The organism is Cupriavidus necator A5-1 (assembly GCF_000744095.1).
In the GTDB taxonomy this organism is placed as follows: Bacteria; Pseudomonadota; Gammaproteobacteria; order Burkholderiales; family Burkholderiaceae; genus Cupriavidus; species Cupriavidus necator_A.
Genome location: NZ_JQLI01000008.1, coordinates 1,724,566 through 1,745,075, shown reverse-complemented (window position 1 = coordinate 1,745,075; position 20,510 = coordinate 1,724,566). Strand labels below are relative to the sequence as shown.

The 20,510-nt window shown below is 65.4% G+C and carries 21 protein-coding genes and 1 tRNA gene; 3 read left to right on the top strand and 19 right to left on the bottom strand.

Annotated features, from left to right (window positions below):
* Window positions 1–75: 75 nt before the first annotated feature.
* The 11 genes from K307_RS32230 to K307_RS32180 all read right to left on the bottom strand — a co-directional run bounded on the left by K307_RS32230 (window position 76) and on the right by K307_RS32180 (window position 11,593).
* Window positions 76–492, bottom strand: coding sequence for an integration host factor subunit alpha (locus tag K307_RS32230; RefSeq protein ID WP_042885003.1), 417 nt, complete (start codon window positions 490–492; stop codon window positions 76–78).
* A 78-nt stretch (window positions 493–570) separates the two neighbouring features.
* On the bottom strand, window positions 571–3,018 hold the full coding sequence (pheT, locus tag K307_RS32225; RefSeq protein ID WP_042885002.1) for a phenylalanine--tRNA ligase subunit beta: 2,448 nt from the start codon (window positions 3,016–3,018) through the stop codon (window positions 571–573).
* Window positions 3,019–3,075: 57 nt separating this feature from the next.
* Window positions 3,076–4,107 carry a phenylalanine--tRNA ligase subunit alpha gene (gene pheS, locus K307_RS32220; RefSeq protein WP_042885000.1) on the bottom strand — a complete coding sequence of 344 codons (1,032 nt, stop codon included), beginning with the start codon at window positions 4,105–4,107 and terminating at the stop codon, window positions 3,076–3,078.
* Between the two features lie 257 nt (window positions 4,108–4,364).
* Window positions 4,365–4,721, bottom strand: coding sequence for a 50S ribosomal protein L20 (rplT, locus tag K307_RS32215; RefSeq protein WP_008650487.1), 357 nt, complete (start codon window positions 4,719–4,721; stop codon window positions 4,365–4,367).
* 28 nt (window positions 4,722–4,749) lie between these two features.
* Entirely contained in the window at window positions 4,750–4,947 is a 198-nt protein-coding gene (gene rpmI, locus K307_RS32210; protein ID WP_006575466.1) for a 50S ribosomal protein L35, read from the bottom strand.
* 167 nt (window positions 4,948–5,114) lie between these two features.
* Window positions 5,115–5,636, bottom strand: coding sequence for a translation initiation factor IF-3 (gene infC / locus K307_RS32205; protein ID WP_078195944.1), 522 nt, complete (start codon window positions 5,634–5,636; stop codon window positions 5,115–5,117).
* A gap of 48 nt (window positions 5,637–5,684) precedes the next feature.
* Window positions 5,685–7,592, bottom strand: coding sequence for a threonine--tRNA ligase (thrS, locus tag K307_RS32200; RefSeq protein ID WP_042884996.1), 1,908 nt, complete (start codon window positions 7,590–7,592; stop codon window positions 5,685–5,687).
* A 369-nt stretch (window positions 7,593–7,961) separates the two neighbouring features.
* A tRNA-Val gene (locus tag K307_RS32195) sits at window positions 7,962–8,038 on the bottom strand.
* Between the two features lie 21 nt (window positions 8,039–8,059).
* On the bottom strand, window positions 8,060–10,285 hold the full coding sequence (locus tag K307_RS32190; protein ID WP_042884995.1) for a RelA/SpoT family protein: 2,226 nt from the start codon (window positions 10,283–10,285) through the stop codon (window positions 8,060–8,062).
* Window positions 10,286–10,300: 15 nt separating this feature from the next.
* Entirely contained in the window at window positions 10,301–10,663 is a 363-nt protein-coding gene (locus K307_RS32185) for a RidA family protein (RefSeq protein WP_042884993.1), read from the bottom strand.
* Window positions 10,664–10,708: 45 nt separating this feature from the next.
* The gene (locus tag K307_RS32180) at window positions 10,709–11,593 is read right to left on the bottom strand and encodes an alpha/beta fold hydrolase (RefSeq protein ID WP_042884992.1); all 885 of its coding nucleotides are present in this window, start codon (window positions 11,591–11,593) and stop codon (window positions 10,709–10,711) included.
* 208 nt (window positions 11,594–11,801) lie between these two features.
* Between K307_RS32180 and K307_RS32175 the strand changes: the two genes are divergently transcribed.
* Window positions 11,802–12,578 (top strand): 3-hydroxybutyrate dehydrogenase, encoded by a 777-nt coding sequence (locus K307_RS32175; RefSeq protein WP_042884991.1) that lies wholly within the window; start codon window positions 11,802–11,804, stop codon window positions 12,576–12,578.
* Window positions 12,579–12,588: 10 nt separating this feature from the next.
* Window positions 12,589–13,077 carry a DUF411 domain-containing protein gene (locus K307_RS32170; protein ID WP_042884990.1) on the top strand — a complete coding sequence of 163 codons (489 nt, stop codon included), beginning with the start codon at window positions 12,589–12,591 and terminating at the stop codon, window positions 13,075–13,077.
* Window positions 13,078–13,116: 39 nt separating this feature from the next.
* On the opposite strand, the gene K307_RS32165 is transcribed toward K307_RS32170, so the two are convergent.
* The 3 genes from K307_RS32165 to K307_RS32155 all read right to left on the bottom strand — a co-directional run bounded on the left by K307_RS32165 (window position 13,117) and on the right by K307_RS32155 (window position 15,073).
* Window positions 13,117–13,500 carry a putative zinc-binding protein gene (locus K307_RS32165; protein WP_042884989.1) on the bottom strand — a complete coding sequence of 128 codons (384 nt, stop codon included), beginning with the start codon at window positions 13,498–13,500 and terminating at the stop codon, window positions 13,117–13,119.
* 221 nt (window positions 13,501–13,721) lie between these two features.
* Complete coding sequence (locus K307_RS32160; RefSeq protein WP_042884986.1) at window positions 13,722–14,360, bottom strand: CoA transferase subunit B; 639 nt, start codon at window positions 14,358–14,360, stop codon at window positions 13,722–13,724.
* 11 nt (window positions 14,361–14,371) lie between these two features.
* Entirely contained in the window at window positions 14,372–15,073 is a 702-nt protein-coding gene (locus K307_RS32155; protein WP_042884985.1) for a CoA transferase subunit A, read from the bottom strand.
* 180 nt (window positions 15,074–15,253) lie between these two features.
* Here K307_RS32155 and K307_RS32150 point away from each other — a divergent pair, with 180 nt between their 5' ends.
* Complete coding sequence (locus K307_RS32150) at window positions 15,254–15,799, top strand: PAS and helix-turn-helix domain-containing protein (protein WP_022534393.1); 546 nt, start codon at window positions 15,254–15,256, stop codon at window positions 15,797–15,799.
* 15 nt (window positions 15,800–15,814) lie between these two features.
* On the opposite strand, the gene K307_RS32145 is transcribed toward K307_RS32150, so the two are convergent.
* The 5 genes from K307_RS32145 to K307_RS32125 form a co-directional block, all read right to left on the bottom strand.
* Complete coding sequence (locus K307_RS32145) at window positions 15,815–16,216, bottom strand: acyl-CoA thioesterase (protein ID WP_042884984.1); 402 nt, start codon at window positions 16,214–16,216, stop codon at window positions 15,815–15,817.
* 61 nt (window positions 16,217–16,277) lie between these two features.
* Window positions 16,278–17,306, bottom strand: a complete 1,029-nt coding sequence (locus tag K307_RS32140; protein ID WP_042884983.1) for a DctP family TRAP transporter solute-binding subunit — start codon at window positions 17,304–17,306, stop codon at window positions 16,278–16,280.
* Window positions 17,307–17,354: 48 nt separating this feature from the next.
* A complete protein-coding gene (locus K307_RS32135) occupies window positions 17,355–18,659 on the bottom strand; it encodes a TRAP transporter large permease (protein WP_042884982.1) in 1,305 nt (434 codons plus the stop codon).
* Complete coding sequence (locus tag K307_RS32130) at window positions 18,656–19,258, bottom strand: TRAP transporter small permease (RefSeq protein WP_042884981.1); 603 nt, start codon at window positions 19,256–19,258, stop codon at window positions 18,656–18,658. Before K307_RS32130 ends, K307_RS32135 begins: the two co-directional genes overlap by 4 nt.
* Window positions 19,259–19,554: 296 nt before the next feature.
* Window positions 19,555–20,340 carry an SDR family oxidoreductase gene (locus tag K307_RS32125; RefSeq protein WP_022534388.1) on the bottom strand — a complete coding sequence of 262 codons (786 nt, stop codon included), beginning with the start codon at window positions 20,338–20,340 and terminating at the stop codon, window positions 19,555–19,557.
* Window positions 20,341–20,510 lie beyond the last annotated feature (170 nt).

Here is a 20,510-nt window from a genome sequence, read left to right as displayed (position 1 = left end):
TGGCGCGCAGGATCTGCGCGCCCAGAAGAATACCGATGCCGGGCTGTGGACGCAATCCGCCGTTTGGGTGACGGGTCAGCCGGCGATACCCAGTCCTGCGCGCTCTTCCACCAGGCCCTTGAGCTTCTGGCTGGCGTGGAAGGTCACCACGCGGCGCGCGGTGATGGGGATGACTTCGCCGGTCTTGGGATTGCGGCCGGGCCGCTGCGGCTTGTCGCGCAACTGGAAGTTGCCGAAGCCGGACAGCTTGACGCTGTCGCCCTGCTCCAGCGCTTCGCGGATGACGTCGAAGAAGGCTTCGACCATGTCCTTCGATTCGCGCTTGTTCAGGCCAACCTGGTCGAACAGCATCTCGGCGAGCTCGGCCTTGGTCAGCGTGGGAACTTCGGTCGCGCGGTTGTCCGGCGTCGCGTCGTCAAGGGAGGAAGGCTGCCGGTCGCTCATCTCACCCAGTGCTGCAGCGGTCATGGAATTCGCGTCTCGATCATTCATGTCGATCGCTCAAGTGTGTGTCTGGCGATCCGCCCGGGGCCAGGCCCGGGCGCCCTTGTTTATCGTGTGTCCGCCGGTTCAGCCGCGCAGCCGGGCCTGGAAGGCCTCTGTCAGCGCGTCGACCATGCAGCGCACAGCGCTGTCGACGGTTTCGTCCTGGAGGGTCGACCCAGTATCTTGCAAGGTCACCCGGAACGCAAGGCTTTTCTCGTCTGCGCCGATGGCGGTGGAAGCGCCCTTGGGACGGAACTCGTCGAACAGCACCAGCCCCTGGCAGTAGCGGCCGTAGCCCTGCTTTTCCAGCGCCGCGCGCATGGCGTCGAGCATGTCCTGCACACGTACCGATTGCTTCACCACCACGGCCAGGTCGCGCACCGCGGCCGGGAACTTGGAGATCTCGGTGTACACCGGCAGGCCGGCATCGCGCAGCGCGTCGAGTTGCAGTTCGAACAGCACCGGCGCGTGCGCCAGCTCATACTCCTGCAGCCAGCGCGGATGCAGCTCGCCGACCACGCCGACCAGCTGGCCGTCGACCAGCACGCGCGCGGCGCGGCCCGGGTGCAGCGCGGGGTGCGACACCGGCTCGAAGCGCGGCACGCGCGGATGGAACAGCATCTCGACGTCGCCCTTGACGTCGAAGAAGTCGACGTTGCGCGTCGGGATGCCCCACTGCTCCTCGAAGGCCGGGCCATAGGCGATGCCTGCGGCCATCATCGGCTGGTCATAACCGGCGACGGTCAGGCCGCCGTCCTTCACTTCCTGGTTGCGATGGAACACGCGGCCCACTTCGAACAGGCGCACGCGCGCGGCCTTGCGGTTCAGGTTGTAGCGCACCTTGTCGACCAGGCCGCCGATCAGCGTCGAACGCATCACCGAGAGCTGGCTGGCGATCGGATTCAGCAGGCGGATCGGGTTGTCATTGGCGGCGAAGTCGCGCTCCCACTTCTCTTCGACGAAGGCGAAGTTGATCACTTCCTGGTAGTCGCGCGCGGCCACGGCGTGACGCACCACGTGGGTGGAGCGGCGTGCCTCGTTGGTCGGGCGCATCTCGCTTTCGGCCACCGGCGGACGCGCAGGAATGCGCTCGAAGCCGTAGATGCGGGCCACTTCCTCGATCAGGTCTTCCTCGATCTCGATGTCGAAGCGGTAGCTCGGCGGCGTGACTTCGAACACCTCGCCCTCGGCGCCCTGCGAACGCGTGAACGGCAGTTGCAGGCGCTGGAACACATCGGCGATGGCGGCCGGCGACAGCTCGATGCCGAGCACGCGCTCGGCACGCGCCACGCGCAGACTGACCGGCTTGCGCACCGGCAGGTTGACCACGTGGTCGTCCACCGGGCCGGCCTGGCCGCCGCAGACCTCGAGGATCAGTGCGGTGATGCGTTCGATATGCTCGACCGTGGTGGCATAGTCCACGCCACGCTCGAAGCGATGCGCGGCATCGGTCGAGAAGTTGTAGCGGCGCGCGCGGCCCTGGATCGAAGCGGGCCACCAGAATGCGGCCTCGAGGTAGATATCGGTGGTGTCCAGCGTCACGGCGGTGCTGTCGCCGCCCATGATGCCGGCCAGGCTCTCGATCTCCTTGTCATCGGCGATCACGCCGACCTGCTCGTCGACCTCGATGGTGTTGCCGTTGAGCAGCTTGATCTGCTCGCCCTTGCGGCCCCAACGCACGTCCAGGCCGCCGTGGATCTTGTGCAGGTCGAACACGTGCGACGGACGGCCCAACTCCAGCATCACGTAGTTGGAGATGTCCACCAGCGCCGAGATGCTGCGCTGGCCCGAGCGCTCCAGGCGCTGCACCATCCATGCCGGCGTGGCGGCACGCGCATTGACGCCGCGGATCACGCGGCCCGAGAAGCGTCCGCACAGGTCAGGCGCCGACACCTTGACCGGCAGCTTGTCCTGGATCGTCACCGCCACCGGCTTCATCTCGGGCAGCGTCAGCGCGGCACCGGTCAGCGCCGACACTTCGCGCGCCACGCCGTGGATCGACAGGCAGTCGGCCTTGTTCGGTGTCAGCTTGATGACAAAGACCTGGTCATCCAGGTCGAGATACTGGCGGATGTTCTGGCCGACCGGCGCGTCTTCCGGGAGCACCAGCAGGCCGCCGTGTTCTTCCGACAGCTTCAGCTCGCGTGCCGAGCACAGCATGCCGTAGCTGTCCACGCCGCGCAGCTTGCCGACCTTGATCTCGAACGGCTGGCCGCCGTCCTCGGACGGAGGCAGCACCGCGCCCACCAGTGCGCATGGCACCTTGATGCCAGGCTTGACGTTGGGCGCGCCGCAGACGATCTGCAGGGTCTCGCCGGTGCCGGCATCGACCTGGCACACGTTGAGGCGGTCGGCGTTGGGATGGCGCTCGGTCGACAGCACGTGCGCAACTACCACCTTGTCGAACGGCGGCGCGACCGAACCCACCTCTTCCACTTCCAGGCCGGCCATGGTCAGCGTGTGCGACAGCGCGTCAGTGGAGATCTTTTCAGGGTTGGCGAAGGTGCGAAGCCAGGATTCCGAGAATTGCATGGCGCTTCTGATCCGGTAAGTATTCTGTGTAGTCGTTGACGAGGGGACGGCGGCGCGTCAGGCGAACTGGCGCAGGAAGCGCACGTCGCCCTCGAAGAACAGGCGCAGGTCGTTGATGCCATAGCGCAGCATGGTCAGGCGCTCCAGGCCGGAGCCGAACGCGAAACCGATATAGCGCTCGGGATCGAGGCCCATATTGCGCAGCACGTTCGGATGCACCTGGCCCGAACCGGAAATCTCCAGCCACTTGCCGCTGCCGAAGGCCATGTCGATCTCGGCCGACGGCTCGGTGAACGGGAAGTACGACGGGCGGAAGCGCACCTGGATATCGTCGCGCTCGAAGAACTTGCGCAGGAAGTCGGCGTACACGCCCTTCAGGTCGGCAAAGCTGATGTCCTCGCCGATCCACAGGCCTTCGACCTGGTTGAACATCGGCGAGTGGGTGGCGTCGCTGTCCACACGGTACGTACGGCCCGGGCAGATCACCTTGATCGGCGGCATTGGCTTGCCGGCGTACTTCTCGACATGCATCCTGGCGTAGCGCACCTGCATCGGGCTGGTGTGCGTGCGCAGCAGCAACAGCTTGTCTTCGCTGTCGCGGCCATCGACGTAGAACGTGTCCTGCATCGAACGCGCCGGGTGGTTGTCCGGGTTGTTCAGCGCGGTGAAGTTCATCCAATCGGTTTCGATCTCAGGGCCGTCGGCCACGTCGAAGCCGATCGAGCCGAAGATCTGCTCGACGCGCTCCCAGGTGCGCATCACCGGATGCAGGCTGCCACGGCTGACCGCGCGGCCCGGCAGCGTGACGTCGATGGCCTCGGCTGCCAGGCGCGCATTCATCAGTGCGTCGGCCAGCGCCTGGCGGCGCGCCTGCAGCGCGGCTTCGACTTGCTGCTTGACCTGGTTGATGCGCGCGCCTTCCGTCTTGCGGGTTTCCGGGTCGAGCTTGCCGAGGCCCTTGAGCAGTTCGGTCAGCGCGCCGGTCTTGCCCAGGAAGCGGGCCTTTTCGTTTTCCAGCGTGGCGTTGTCGTTGGCAGCAGCGAAGGCGGCCTGGGCGTCGGCGACAATTTGATCCAGATCCTGAGACATGGCGGCGGTCGGTCGTGGGACTTTTTAGCGTCGGGCGGAACGCGCCGGCCGACGTGGGTTGGCACTACGTGCGGTGTTCGTTTCGAATGCGGTCTCGGCCAGTGCCGCCGCGGCCCGCGTGGCCACGGCAACCAAAACGGCATTCGAAATAAAAACGGGGCTCGGTGAGGAGCCCCGTTTCAGCGGACCTTGCGGTCAGCGGCCGACCTTGCGGTCGGTGCTTGCCCGGCAGCGCTTACGCGCTACCGCGGCCGGCATCAGGCAACGGTGGCTTTCACCTGGTTGACGATGGCGGCAAAGGCAGGCTTGTCGTGAATAGCCATGTCCGACAGCACCTTGCGGTCCAGTTCAATCGAGGCCTTCTTCAGACCGTTCATGAACACGCTGTAGGTCATGCCATGCTCACGCGTCGCGGCATTGATACGCGCAATCCACAGAGCGCGGAACACGCGCTTCTTGTTGCGGCGATCGCGGTATGCGTACTGGCCAGCACGCATGACCGCCTGCTTGGCGATGCGGTAGACATTATTGCGACGGCCGCGGTAACCCTTGGCAGCGTCGATGACTTTCTTGTGACGGGCCCGTGCAGTGACCCCACGCTTTACTCGAGGCATGTAATTCTCCTTTCGTTATCGTCAGGGGTTATGCGTAAGGCATCATCGCGCGCACCGACTTCAGGTTCGTCTCATGGACGTCCTGAGTACCGCGCAGTTGACGCTTGTTCTTGGTGGTCTTCTTGGTCAGGATGTGACGCTTGAAGGCCTGGCCACGCTTGAACGAACCGTTCGGACGGGCAGTAAAGCGCTTGGAGGCGCTTTTCTTCGTCTTCATCTTCGGCATGAAAAACTCCAGCTCATATGACATGCATGCAGGTGGACGGCTCACGCCGACGCTTGCAAGACCCGCATCCACTTGTTGTTGCACGACGACCCTTGCGGGCCGCGCGCGACTTCCGCACGAAGCAACGCCGGGATGCCTGGCATCCCGGCCGCTGCACCGCACAGGAATTACTTCTTCTTCTTGGGGGCGAGCACCATCACCATCTGGCGCCCTTCCATCTTCGGCATCTGCTCGACCTGGCCGATTTCTTCCAGGTCCGCCTTCAGGCGTTCGAGCATGCGCGCGCCAATTTCCTGGTGCGCCATCTCGCGACCACGGAACCGCAGCGTGATCTTGGTCTTGTCGCCATCTTCCAGGAAGCGCTTCAGGTTGCGCAGCTTGACGTTGTAGTCGCCGTCATCCGTACCGGGCCGGAACTTGACTTCCTTGACCTGGATGATTTTCTGCTTCAGCTTCGCCTCGTGGGCGCGCTTGGCTTCCTCGTACTTGAACTTCCCGTAATCCATGATCCGGGCGACGGGCGGAACCGCGTTCGGCGCGATCTCCACCAGGTCCAAGTCCTTATCCTCAGCCAGCCGGAGCGCGTCCATGAACTTGACGATGCCGAGCTGCTCGTTATCAACCCCTACCAGGCGCAGCTCAGGCGCGCTGATTTCCCGGTTGATGCGATGACCTTTGTCCGTAGCGATGTTGCGTTACCTCAAGAAGACAAAAAAACAAGCCGTGCTCACCACCCATCAGGCTTTGCTGGCGACGTCGTGTTGCAGACGCTCAACAAACGCGGAGACGGGCATCACACCCAGATCCACGTTGCCACGGGCACGCACGGCCACTTGATTGGCATCCCGCTCCTTGTCGCCCACCACTAGCAGGTAGGGAACCTTCTGAAGCGAATGCTCGCGGATTTTATACGTAATTTTCTCGTTACGCAAATCTGCCTTGGCCCTAAACCCTTGTTTTTGCAGCGATTGCACGACGTTTTCAGCATATTCCGCCTGTGAATCGGCAATATTCATGACCACGACCTGATCCGGGGCAAGCCACGCTGGCAGCGCACCGGCATGGTTTTCCAGCAGGATGCCCAGGAAGCGCTCGAACGAGCCCAGAATCGCGCGATGCAGCATCACCGGGCGCTTGCGCGAATTGTCCTCGGAGACGTATTCGGCACCCAGGCGTTCCGGCAGCACCAGGTCGAGCTGCAGCGTGCCGCACTGCCACGAGCGGCCGATCGCGTCCTTGATGTGGTACTCGACCTTGGGGCCGTAGAAAGCGCCCTCGCCCGGCAACTCTTCCCAGTCCACGCCGCAGGCACGCAGCGCCAGGCGCAGGCCCTCTTCGGCGTGGTCCCAGACCTCGTCGGAGCCGGCGCGCTGCGCGGGGCGCAGCGACAGCTTGACCGCCACGTCCTTGAAGCCGAAATCGTCGTAGACCCCGAACGCCAGTTCGTTGAAGGCCTTGGCCTCGGCCACGATCTGCTCTTCCGTGCAGAAAATATGCGCATCGTCCTGCACAAAACCGCGCACGCGCATCAGGCCGTGCAGCGCGCCCGAGGGCTCGTTGCGATGGCAGGCGCCGAACTCGGCCAGGCGCAGCGGCAGGTCGCGGTATGAACGCAGGCCGTGGTTGAAGATCTGCACATGGCCCGGGCAGTTCATCGGCTTGATCGCGTAGTCGTGCTTCTCCGACTCCGTGACGAACATGTTCTCTTTGTAGTTCTGCCAGTGGCCGGACTTTTCCCAGAGCGAACGCTCCATCACCTGCGGCGTGCGCACCTCCTGGTAGCCGGCGTCGCCCAGGCGAACGCGCATGTACTGCTCGACGGCCTGCCACACCTGCCAGCCCTTCGGGTGCCAGAACACCATGCCGGGCGCCTCTTCCTGCAGGTGGAACAGGTCGAGCAACTTGCCCAGCTTGCGGTGGTCGCGCTTCTCGGCCTCTTCCAGCATGTGCAGGTAGGCTTCCTGGTCTTCCTTCTTGGCCCAGGCCGTGCCGTAGATGCGCTGGAGCATCTCGTTGTTGGCGTCGCCGCGCCAGTAGGCGCCAGCCACCTTCATCAGCTTGAAGACCTTGAGCTTGCCCGTGGACGGCACGTGCGGGCCGCGGCACAGGTCGACGAAATTGCCTTCCCGGTACAGGCCGATTTCCTGGTCAGCCGGGATCGAGGCGATGATCTCGGCCTTATACTTCTCGCCCATCGACTCGAACAGCGCCACGGCTTCGTCGCGATTCCACACTTCGCGCACGACCTTCTCGTCCTTGCGGGCGAGCTCCGTCATCTTCTTCTCGATGGCGGCCAGATCTTCGGGCGTGAAGGGACGCTTGTAGGCGAAGTCGTAGTAGAAGCCGTTTTCGATCACCGGGCCGATCGTCACCTGCGCGTCCGGATACAGCTCCTTGACCGCGTAGGCCAGCAAGTGCGCCGTGGAGTGGCGGATCACGTCGACGCCGTCGGCGTCCTTGTCCGTGACGATGGCCAGCCCCACATCACCGTCGATTTTGAAGCTCGTATCGACCAGCTTGCCATCGACCTTGCCGGCAAGCGCGGCCTTGGCCAGGCCGGACCCGATGCTCTGCGCCACTTCGGCAACCGTCACCGGGCCGGGAAACTCGCGGCGGGACCCATCCGGCAGCGTGATTGCGATCATTTCGACTCTCCAGGACTCCGCCGGCGGCGACTTGCGTTTCGCTTGGGCGGATCAAACTGCATCTTGTGGCACCGGCCCGCGTGCTGATTTGTTTGCGCGCGATCCGGCGATTGTTCTTTGCGGCCTTGCCTCGCGTTGCGCGAAAGCCGGCAGCTTATCAGGGAGCTGACAGGCGACAGACGAAAAAAAACGCGGCCAAGGCCGCGTTTCTCTTTGTCAAACCCGATCCAACCGGGTCGAAGGCGCACCTCGACTACTGTCGCTTGCCAGCGGTAGTAGTTCGCGGTGTCATAACCATGATGCCCTTCCGTTCCGTATGGGGTTGAATCGGACTTGCTGCACTTCTTTTTACTGCTTACTGCAATTCGTTGGTAGGCTCGATTGGACTCGAACCAACGACCCCCACCATGTCAAGGTGGTGCTCTAACCAGCTGAGCTACGAGCCTAGCGAAGCAGCAAGTATAGCATCACTTTCTTTTTGCCTGCAACACCCCCTGCACATCCTCGATCAACTGAAGCGCGCGCTGCAGTTGCGTAGCCTCGGACACTTCGGCGGTGAACTGCATGCGCGCCACGCCCTTGCTGGAGAGCGTCTTCACGCCGGTCACGTTGATCTTCTCGCGCGACAGCACTTCCGAGATATCGCGCAGCAGCCCCTGCCGGTCGATGGCCTCGACATGGATGTCGACCGGATACACCGCGGCGTGGCTCTTCTTGCCCCACTCGGTCTGGATCACCCGCTCCGGCGCGCGCGCCGACAGCTGCTGGAAGGTATGGCAGTTGCGCCGATGGATCGACACGCCGCGCCCGCGCGTGACGAAGCCGACAATGTCATCTGGCGGCGCCGGCTTGCAGCAGCGCGACATCTGCGTCATCAGCGAATCCACGCCCACCACCAGCACGCCGCTCTTGGCGCCGCGCGCCACGCTGGTGGCGCGGCTCTTCTTGGTGACGGCGTCTTCCTCGCTGAGCGGCGCCTGCACTTCCCCTTCCGGGTGGCGCAGCGCGTGCTCGACGTGGCGCAGGCTGAACTCGTCCTTGGCCACCGCGGCGAACAGATCGTCCGGCGTCTTGAAGCCCAGCCGCGTAGCCAGGTCTTCCAGCTTGACCGCGGTCTTGCCTTCGCGCTGCAGCGTCTTATCGATCAGCGCGCGGCCCTGCGCGATGGTTTCCTGCGAATCGAGCGCGTTGAACCAGGCCCGCACCTTGGCCCGCGCGCGGCTGCTGGCGAGGTAGCCGAGCTCGGCATTGAGCCAGTCGCGCGACGGCCCGCCCTGCTTGACCGCGATGATCTCGACGGTCTGGCCGTTCTTCAGGGTCGTGTTCAGCGGCACCATGGTGCCGTCCACGCGCGCGCCGCGGCAACGGTGGCCCAGGTCGCTGTGCAGGTAGTAGGCAAAGTCCAGCGGCGTCGCGCCCTGCGGCAGCGCCACCACGCGCGCCTGCGGCGTCAGCACGTAGATATGGTCGTCGATCGCGGCGTGCTTGATCTGCTCCCACTCGTCGTGCGCCACGCTGTGGTCGGCGTCGTCCTTCCAGGCCAGCAGCTGGCGCAGCCAGGCGATCTTCTCGTCATAGCGCTCGCTGGCGGAGAACTGCCCGGCGTAGCCGCGGTTGCCCGCCTCCTTGTAGCGCCAGTGCGCCGCCACGCCGTATTCGGCGAAGTGGTGCATCTCGTGCGTGCGGATCTGCACCTCGAAGGCGCGGCCATCATCGCCGATCACCACCGTGTGCAGCGACTTGTAGCCGTTGGCCTTGGGCCGCGAGATGTAGTCGTCGAACTCGCGCGGGATCGGCTGCCAGATATGGTGGACGATACCCAGCACCGTGTAGCAGTCCTTGATATCGTCGACGATCACGCGGAAGGCGCGCACATCGTACAGATCGGCAAAATCCAGCTCCTTGCCGCGCATCTTCTTCCAGATGCTGTAGATGTGCTTGGGCCGCCCGCTCACCTCGGCGCGGATGCCGGCGGTGGCCAGCTCGGACTGCAGCCGCGCGATGGCGCTGGCGATATAGCCCTCGCGCTCGATGCGCTTTTCGTCCAGCAGCTTGGCGATGCGCTTGTAGGTATCGGGCTGCTCGAAGCGGAACGCCAGATCCTCCAGCTCCCACTTCATCTGCCAGATGCCGAGGCGGTTGGCCAGCGGCGCGTAGATGTCGAGCGTTTCGCGCGCCACGCCGGGCTGGGGCGCCTGCTTGGTCTCGGCCATCCAGCGCAGCGTCTGCAGCCGCGAGGCCAGGCGCACCAGCACCACGCGGATGTCCTGCGCAAACGCCAGCAGCATCTTGCGCAGCGCCTCGACTTGCTCGTGGCGTGCCTGCGCCTCGTTCTTGGACTGCGTGGCCGGCTCGGCATCGGATCGGCTGCCCGCAATGGCGCCGATGCGCAGCAGTTGCCGTACGCCGTTGACCAGCCGCGCGACTTCGTCGCCGAAGCGCGGCGCGATATCGGCCTCGGTATCGGGCACGAATGCCGCCAGCCCGAACAGGCAGGCAGCGGCGCGCGCGGCATCGTCGACGCGCAGGCCGTCGAGGATGCGCAGCATGCCTTGCGCATGCGACAGCACGCTCTCTCCGGTGGGCAGCGCTACCTCGGCGCCGTGCTCGCGCACATAAGCCAGCGCGCGTTCGACCAGCTCGGCATCCGGGATGCCCGCGACCCGCGCGGTCAGGTCGGTGGACGTCACCATGTCACTACGCCTGCATCAGTTGAGCGCAGCGGTCACCACCACTTCGATCAGGTACTCGGGATTGGCCAGGCGGGCTTCGACGGTGGCGCGCGGGGGCGTATTGCCCTGGGGCACCCAGGCGTCCCAGACCTCGTTCATCTCGCCGATCAGGTCGACGTTGGTGAGGAAGATCTGGCATGACAGGATGCGGGTCTTGTCGCTGCCGGCCTCGGCCAGCAGGCGGTCGATATGGCCGAGCACCTCGCGCGTCTGGCCGCGGATATCGGCCTTGGGCTCGACCTCGGGCACCTGCCCGGCCAGGTAGACCACGCCGTTGTAGACCGCGTATTCGGACAACCGCTTGCCCACGTGGGCGCGCTTCAGTTCTTGGTTACTCATGACAATGCGTTAAGGGGTAAAAAAATAGTCCGCTGCACGATACGCTCAAGCGCCCCCGACAAAGAACTGGCGGGCGATGGCGATCTGCGTCGGATCGACAAAGGTCGGCGCATGGCCCACGTCGGGCACTTCCACCGAACTCACATGCTTGCCGCGTGCCACCATCTCGGCCACGGTCTCGCGCAGCAGCAGGTCCGACTGCGCCCCGCGCACCACCAGCACCGGCCCTTCGATGGCCTCGAAGCCGCGCCACAGCGCGGCCTCACCCAGAGCAAGGAGCTCCGGGGTGGACTTGCGAAACGGCGTGGCAAGCTGCGGATCGTAATGCAAGCCCCATTCCAGGCCTTCGGCGCCCTGCACCGGCTTCAGGATGGCAGCGTTCAGTTCGCGCCACTGCTCGGGCGTATGGCGACCGAACGAGGCGCTGATGGTCTGAAGGTAGGCCAGCCCTTCCTCGAAGGTCTTGAAGCGCACCGGCAGGCCCAGGTAAGCGCCAATCCGCTCCACCGCCGAGGGCGCCAGCTTCGGGCCCACGTCGTTGAGCAGCAGCTTGCGCACCGGCGACTTCGGCAGCCCGGCCAGCCCCATGCCGATCAGGCCACCCATCGAGGTGCCGAACCAGTCCACCTGCTCCACGTTGAGCCGCGCGATCAGCGTAACCATGTCGGATACGTACTGCGGCACCACGTAGCCGTTGGGATCGGCCAGCCATTCCGAGCGTCCGCGGCCCGCCACATCGGGGCAGACCACGCGGTAGTCGCCGCACAGCGCACTGGCGACGCTGTCGAAGTCGCGGCCGGTGCGGGTCAGCCCGTGTACGCACATCAGCACGCGCGGGTTGGCGGGGTCGCCCCACTCGTGGTAGGCCATGCGGTGCAGGCCCGCCGGGCTGATGCACTGGACAAAACCGAGGCGCGGACTGGCAGACATCTGGACTCCCTGACAAACCGGACCGCTCACCGCGAAAAAGCGGCGCCGCCGGAGGTTGAGCAAAGCTGGATTGTACGCCGCAGCGAGTACAATGCCACAGCGCAGTGTCTGCACCACCGCACACGCTGCCGCGCACCGCCACGGCGCGGTCCGCCCTCACTGTGGCACCCCTACCGTGGCATCCCATTCTCTCTCGACGGAGGCTTACATGCTCAACGGCAAGACCGCACTGGTGACTGGCTCGACCAGCGGCATCGGGCTCGGCATCGCGAAGGCGCTGGCGGCCCAGGGCGCCAACATCATCGTCAACGGCTTTGGTGACGCGGACGCCGCAAAGAACGAGATCGCGCAGGCCGGCCACGGCATCCGGGTCGGCTACCACGCTGCGGACATGAGCAAGGCGGCCGAGATCGAGGACATGATGCACTACGCCGAGTCCGACTTCGGCGGCGCCGATATCCTGGTCAACAACGCCGGCATCCAGCATGTGGCCTGCATCGAGGAGTTCCCGCCCGAGCGCTGGGACGCGATCATCGCCATCAACCTGACCTCGGCCTTCCACACCACCCGCCTGGTGCTGCCCGGCATGAAGCAGAAGAACTGGGGCCGCATCATCAACGTCGCTTCCACGCACGGGCTGGTGGCCTCGGCGAACAAGTCGGCCTACGTGGCGGCCAAGCACGGCATCGTCGGCTTTACCAAGGTCACCGCGCTGGAAACCGCGCAGACCGGCGTGACCGCCAACGCGATCTGCCCGGGCTGGGTGCTGACGCCGCTGGTGCAGAAGCAGGTGGAAGCGCGCGCGCAGAAGGAAGGCATCCCGGTCGAGCAGGCCAAGCGCGAGCTGGTGCTGGAGAAGCAGCCCTCGGGCCAGTTCGTCACGCCCGATGAGCTGGGTGCGCTGGCCGTGTTCCTGTCGTCCGAAGCGGCACGTCAGGTGCGCGGTGCGATCTGGAACATGGACGGCGGCTGGGTGGCGCAGTAAGGAGCGGCGGATGCAACGACGACGCTTCCTCGGCACCCTCGGTGCGCTGGCGCTCGGCACGCTCGCCGTGGGCGTGCTGGGGCCCGTGGCCGATGCGTTCGCCCAGGCCAAGCCCCTGGCCATCGACGTCTACAAAAGCCCGCTGTGCGGCTGCTGCGAAGACTGGGTCAAGCACCTGCGCACCAATGGTTTCACCGTGACCGTGCATGACGTCGAGGATACCGGCGTCTACCGCAAGCGCTTCGGCATGCCGGAGCGTTTCGGCTCGTGCCATACCGGGTATATCGGCGGCTATGCGATCGAGGGGCACGTGCCTGCGGCGGATATCCGCAAGCTGCTGGCGGCAAAGCCCAAGGCGGTCGGGCTGGCGGTGCCGGGCATGCCGGTGGGCTCGCCGGGCATGGAACAGGGCCCGCACAAGGACCCGTTCGACGTGCTGCTAGTCAAGGCTGACGGCGCCGCCTCGGTGTTTGCCAGCTACAACAAGCCGGCCGCCTGACGGCCTGCCTTGCCGGGTGCGCCACGGCGCATCCGGCCATCACTGCGCGCCGGCAAGGCTCGCCAGCGCCGCTTCCACTTCCCGCCATACCGTCTCGGTTTCGCCCTCGGTGCATTCGCCGTGCTGGCGCTTGACCGCGCCCAGCCGGTTCAGCACCAGGTGCTGGTCCGGCACCACGCCCACACCGGCCAGGCAGGCCTGAACGCAAGCCAGCGGACAGCCGTCCAGCGCCAGGATCGGCCGCCCGGATTGCGCCACGCGCGTCAGCGCCGGTACGCCGCCGCCCACGCCGCTGATACAGGACATTTCCGCACGCCCGCTGCGGTCGAGCCGCACCGCGCAGGCATTGGCCAGTTGCGCCACGCTGGAGCAGCCGGAGCAGGCGTACACCAGTGGCAGGGATCGGTTCGGGGAAGCCGGCATCGCGCACGTTCCGTAAGGTTTCATCCATGGCCGGGCCACGCCCTGCCGAAATCGGCCAGCATAGTGAGCGCAGCGGCGCCGCGGTATTCGTCGGAAGAGCTATCATCGCCACCCGTCCGGCATAGTCCGGGCGGGCAGGTGCCGGGATCCGCCCACCAAAGAAAAAACCCCTGCGACGCATCGCGCCACAGGGGTCTGGCAGGCTACAGTCGGTACGTCGCTCAGAGCAGCGGCGCGCCCGTCTTGGCCTGGATTTCCTCCCGGGTGACACCCGGAGCGGTTTCCACCAGCTTCAGACCCTCATCAGTCACGTCGATCACACCCAGGTCGGTGATGATGCGGTTGACCACGCCCACGCCGGTCAGCGGCAGGTTGCACTGCTTCAGGATCTTGATGTCCTCGGTGCCGTCCTTCTTCTTGGCGGTGTGTTCCATCAGCACCACCACGCGGCCGACGCCGGCCACCAGGTCCATCGCGCCGCCCATGCCCTTGACCATCTTGCCCGGGATCATCCAGTTGGCCAGGTCGCCCTGCTCGCTGACCTGCATCGCGCCCAGGATGGCCAGGTCGATGTGGCCGCCGCGAATCATCGCGAAGGAATCCGCCGACGAGAAGATCGACGAGCCCGGCAGCGTCGTCACGGTCTGCTTGCCGGCATTGATCATGTCGGCGTCGACTTCATCCTCGGTCGGGAACGGGCCGATGCCCAGCAGGCCATTTTCCGACTGCAGCCACACTTCCATGCCTTGCGGCACCCAGTTGGCCACCAACGTCGGCAAGCCGATGCCCAGGTTGACGTAGAAACCGTCCTGCAGCTCGGTCGCGGCGCGCGCGGCCATTTCGTCACGTGTCCATGCCATGATCGGTCTCCTTAGCTGGCCGCGCGCACGGTGCGCTGCTCGATGCGTTTCTCGGGATTGGTGTTCAGCACCAGGCGCTTCACGAAGATGCCGGCCAGGTGGATTTCGTCCGGGTCCAGCTCGCCGGTCTCGACGATATGCTCGACCTCGGCAATGGTGACCTTGCCCGCCATCGCGCACATCGGGTTGAAGTTGCGCGCGGTGCGGCGGAACACCAGGTTGCCGGCCTTGTCGGCCTTGTACGCCTTGACCAGCGCCACGTCGGCGGTCAGCGAACGCTCCATCACGTACTTCTCGCCGTCGAATTCGCGGATTTCCTTGCCTTCGGCGACGATGGTGCCCACGCCCGTCTTGGTGAAGAAGGCCGGAATGCCCGAGCCGCCGGCGCGCAGCTTCTCGGCCAGCGTGCCCTGCGGGGTGAATTCGAGCTCGAGTTCGCCCGCCAGGTACTGGCGCTCGAACTCCTTGTTCTCGCCCACGTAGGACGAGATCATCTTCCTGATCTGGCGTGTGGCCAGCAGCTGGCCAAGGCCGAAGCCGTCGACGCCGGCGTTGTTGGAGATGCAGGTGAGCTGCTTGACGCCGCTGTCGCGCAGCGCGGCAATCAGCGCCTCGGGGATGCCGCACAGGCCGAAACCGCCAACGGCGATTGTCTGGCCGTCGCGGACGACGCCTGCAAGCGCTTCTGCGGCGCTGGCGTAGACCTTGTTCATGTTCGCTCCTTCCACGGTAGTTCCTCGGGGGTCCGCTGTCGTTCTTCCTGCCGCAGGGTGTGCGGCGGGCGACGCAGGGAAATTGTAACGGTACAATCGGCGGCGGGCGCCGACTGTCGTCCGACCGACAGCATACGCAAGCGCCGCCGGCTACGCCATTACGTAAAAATACATAAGCAGATGCCCGCTATCGACTACCAGACCGCTTTCCAGCTCGCCCCCGTGGGCCTGGTGCTGTCACGCGAGCGCGTGATCGAAGACTGCAACGAGGAGGTCTGCCGCATTTTTGGCACCACGCGCGAGGCGCTGCTGGGCCAGTCGTTCCAGGTGCTCTACCCCACCGCCGACGAATTCGAGCGCACCGGCGCGCGCATCGTGCCGATCATGAACAAGCGCGGCATGTATTCGGACGAGCGCATCATGAAGCGCGCCGGCGGCGAGCTGTTCTGGTGCCACGTCACCGGCCGCGCCCTGGACCGCGCGCAACCGCTGGGCGCCGGGATCTGGACCTTCGAGGACCTGTCGCAGAAGCGCCAGGTGACGGCCGAGCTGACGGCGCGCGAACGCGAGATCGCGGCGCAGCTGGTGGAGGGGAAGACCAGCAAGCAGATCGGCAAGCTGCTGGCGATCAGCCCGCGCACGGTGGATATCTACCGGGCGCGGCTGATGAAGAAGTATGGGGCCAGCACTTCGGTCGACCTGGTGCAGCGACTGGTCCACCACTGAACCCCACTGCGGGCGTCAGCCCTCGATGATCGCGCGAATCTCCGGCGGCACCGGCACCGACTTCTCCAGGGCGTAATCACACCACACCACCTTGGCGCCACCCTCGGCCCACACCACATCGGGCAGGTCGGTGCGGCGGATCTCCATGCGAGTCTCGAAGCTGGTGCGACCGAGCTGCCCGGCATACACACGGCATTCGATATCGCCCGGATACCGCAGCTGCCGCAGGAAGGTCATATGCGCGTTGATGATCACCGGGCCCTGCCCGTGCGCATCCTTGCCGCCACGGCCGAGCGATGCAAACCACTCGATGCGCGCCTGCTCCAGGTACTGGAAATAGACGGTGTTGTTGACATGGCCCATGGCATCCATGTCGCCCCACCGGATGGGCATCAGAACCGTGTAGACGTGCTTCATTCACAGCCTCCGTGCGGACTGGCCCACCGATGCCAGCAGGCCAGCTCCGTTACGCCATGGCTCAGCGCTTGGCGATCGCGCCTTCAGCCTTGGTCACCAGGTCGGTGCCGATCTGCTTTTTCCACTTGTCGTAGACCTTGGCGGTCGCCTTGCGGAAGGCGTCATGCTCGGCCGGGCTCAGGTGCGTGACCTTGACGCCGTGCGTTTCCATGTCCTTCCATGCCGGCGCGCCCGGTTCGACCAGGCCCTTGCGGGCCAGCGCGATTTCCTGCTTGCCGGCGTCGATGGCGGCCTGCCTGACGATCTCGCGGTCGGCCGGGGTCCAGCTTTCCCAGATCTGCTTGTTGACCACAAAGATCAGCGGGTCAGCCACGTAGCCCCACGTCGTGACGAACTTCTGGCCGACCGTGTACAGCTTGGCGGCAGCGAACACCGACTGCGGGTTCTCCTGGCCGTCGACTGCGCCCGAGGCCATCGCCGGCTGCGCGTCGGCCCAGCTCATCTGGGTCGGGTTGGCGCCCAGCGCGTTGAAGGTCTCGATGTACAGCGGCGAGCCCACCACGCGCAGCTTCAGGCCCTTGAGGTCTTCCGGCTTGCGGATCTCGCGCTTGGAGTTCGATACCTCGCGGAAGCCGTTCTCGCCCCAGGCCAGCGGCACCACGCCGGCTTTCTCCAGCGTGGTGAAGATCGACTTGCCGACTTCGCCCTGCGTCAGCGCGTCAAGCGCCTTGTAGTCGGGCATCAGGAACGGCAGCGAGAACAGGTTCAGTTCCCTGACCTGCGGCGACCAGTTGATGGTCGAGCCCACCGCCATGTCGATCACGCCCTGGCGAATCGCCGAGAACTCGCGGGTCTGGTCGCCGGCCACCAGCGAGGTGCCCGGGTACAGCTTGATATTGATGCGACCGTTGGTGCGCTGCTTGACCAGGTCGGCCCAGATCTCGCCGCCCTTGCCCCACGGGAAGGCCGGGCCGAGCACCAGCGACATCTTGTACTCGGACTTGTAGGTCTGGGCCATCGCGCCGGCGGGGGCGAAGGCGGAAGCGGCAATGGCGGCTGCCGTTGCGAGCATCAGGGCACGACGTTTCATCTCATCTCCTCTCGGGAATCGTCAATTCTTGTTGTTGAATGCAAAAGATCAATAGCCGAGGTATTCCGGCAGCCACGTCGCCAGCGGCGGATAGGCCAGCACCATCAGCATGGCGATAAACATCGCCAGCAGCATCCAGATCACCCAGGGCACGGTCTCTTCCATGCGCACGCGGGCGATCCGGCACGACACCATCAGGTTCACGGCCAGCGGCGGCGTGAACTGGCCCAGCGCCACCTTCAGCGTCAGCACCACGCCGAACCATACCGGGTTCCAGTGGAAGGCATTGGAGATCGGCAGCAGCAGCGGCACGAAGATCAGGAAGATCGAGATGCCGTCCAGGAACATGCCCACCGTCATCAGCAGCAGCACGATCAGCGCCAGCACGCCATACTCGCCGAGCCCGGAATTGGCGATGGCATGCGCCAACGGATCGATCACACCCAGCGTCGACAGCGCATAGGCGAAGATGCCGGCCAGCGCCACCACCAGCAGGATCACCGCCGAGGTCTCGGCCGCCTCCTGGAAGATGGTGAACAGGTCGCGCATGCCGATGCTGCGATACACCACCATGCCGACGAAGAGGCCATAGACCACCGCCACCACGGCGGCTTCGGTCGGCGTGAACCAGCCGGCGCGCATGCCGCCCAGGATCAGGAACGGCGCCACCAGGCCCCATGCGGCTTCGCGCAGGCTCTTCCAGAACGGCGGACGCGGCAGCGCGGCTTCGGCGGCGCCCATGTTGTGCTTGCGCGCCAGCCACACCGCCGGCACGATCAGCGCGATGCCGGCCAGCACGCCGGGGATCATGCCGGCGGCGAACAGCGCCGGCACCGAGGCGCCGGGCACCAGCACGCTGTAGATAATGAACGCCACCGACGGCGGGATCAGGATGTCGGTCGCGGCCGCCGCGCCGACCACCGCGGCGCTGTACGAGCCGGGATAGCCCGCGCGCGACATCGCCGCGATCATCACGCCGCCCACCGCGGCCGCGTTGGCCGGGCCGGAGCCTGAGATGCCGCCAAGGAACATCGCCACCAGGATCGCCACCAGCGGCAGCATGCCCGGGCCGCGGCCGACCACGGCGATGGCAAAGGTCACCAGCCGCTGCGCCACGCCGGAGCGATCGAAGATCGAACCGACCAGCACGAACATCGGGATCGCCAGCAGCGGGTACTTGGCCAGCCCCGCGTAGAAGTTCTGCGGCACGGCCAGCAGGCCGAACATCTGGGTATCGAGATTGGACAGGCCGATCGCGACCAGGCCGCCCAGGCCCAGCGACACGCCGATGGGCACGCCCAGCAGCATCAGGCCGATAAAGACGACGAACAAGGTGATGGCGACGAACGTCATTGCGCCTTCTCCGTCGTGGCGGCCTTGCCTTCATGCAGCGCCTTGAGCGCGTGCACGTTGCGCACCATCAGCCCCAGCGCGCGCAGCGAGATGCCAGCCGACAGCACCGGCAGCCAGATCGAGTACCACCAACTGGGCACGCCGATGCCGGGCGAGGTCTCGCCAAAGGCGTATTCATCCCAGGCGATGCGCGCACCCAGCACCGCCAGCGCGATAAACATCACGGCCACGCCCAGCGCCGACAGGATCGCAAGGCGTCGCTGCCGGGCCGCGCTGCCGCGTTCGAAGAAGAATTCGATGCGGATATTGCGGTCGCGCGCCACCGCGGCACTGCCGGCAACCAGCGCCAGCACGATCATCAGGAAGACCGAGAACTCCTCGGTCCAGGCAAACGACTCGTCGGTGAAATAGCGGACCACCACGTTGGCGAAGGTGATGCCGACCAGCAGCACCATCACGATCACGCCAATCCAGTCCTCGAGGCGGGGCGAAACCCGGAATTCAGCGTCCTGCGCTTCGTCGACAGCCTGCGGGACCACCGCGGAATCGACGACGTGTTGCGGCACGGCATTGCGCCGTGCCTCGTCTTGTTGCTCCATCTCCCCCGGCCTCCGGTCCGGGCCGCTCGGGCCTGGCGGCCGCTGCGGCGTTTTTTGCTTGTATGTAAAGACTTAATCTGCAGACATGGCGGATTATGCCAAGACTGGCGTGCTAGGCACACGAATTTTCTGAGCGGCGACGCTGGCTGGCGACGACGCGGCCGCAAGGCGGGGAACGCCCAAGGGGACCGGATAAGCCCTGGGCAAGCAGTCGGGCACCCCCGCGCGCTTGTGGCGCGCAGCCGGGTGCAGGGGGTGGTGACGCCCCCTCGACAGGCATTACGCCCGTCAGGCCGTCAGACCATGCCGTCGTCGGCGGTGATGACGGCGCCGTTGATGAACTGTGACTGGTCGGACGCCAGCAGCAGCAACAGGCCGTCCAGGTCCTCCGGGCGTCCCAGCCGCTTGCGCGGCAGCATCTGGATCAGCTTCTGGCCAGCGTCCGAGTCCCAGTGATGGTGGTTGATCTCGGTATCGATATAGCCCGGGCAGATCGCGTTGGTATTGATGCCATGGCGCGCCCATTCCAGCGCCATGGCCTTGGTCATGTGCACCACGGCCGCCTTGCTCATGCAATACACGCCGATCTGCGACAGCACCTTCAGCCCCGCCACCGACGCGACATTGACGATGCGCGCCTGCGGCAGCGGGCTGCCGTTCTTCTCGGCGCCCTTGGCGCGCGCGATCATGCGCTTGGCCACTTCCTGGGCGACGAAGAAGGCGCCGCGGGTATTGGTATCGAAGACGAAATCGAAGTCGTCGGCGGTGACGTCGGTCAGCTTCTGCGTGGTCGACACGCCCGAATTATTGACCAGGATATCGATGGAGCCCGCTTCTGTTTCCGCATGCGCAACAGCGGCGCGGATGCTGTCCGGGTCGGTGACGTCCAGGCGTACCACGTGGGCGCTGCCGCCCTCGGCCTCGATGGCCGCGCGCAGTTCCTTGAGCCGCTCGGTGCGGCGCGACGCCAGCACCACCTTGGCGCCCGCGGCGGCCAGCACGGTGGCAAAACGCGAGCCGAGCCCGCTCGAGGCGCCGGTGACCAGCGCTACCTTGCCTTCCAGATTGATCGACAAACCCATAGTGACCTCTTGTGCGGGAGCCCCTCCCGCCAAATCAGGAGCAGAAGGCAGCATACCAAAAAAAGAACGACCGTTCCAAAAAAATCCTTGCCTGTGGGTGGCGAGTCCCGGACAATGCCGGAGATTCTAAGAACTTGGCCAGCAAAGGGAAAGAGGGAAAACCAGCGAAT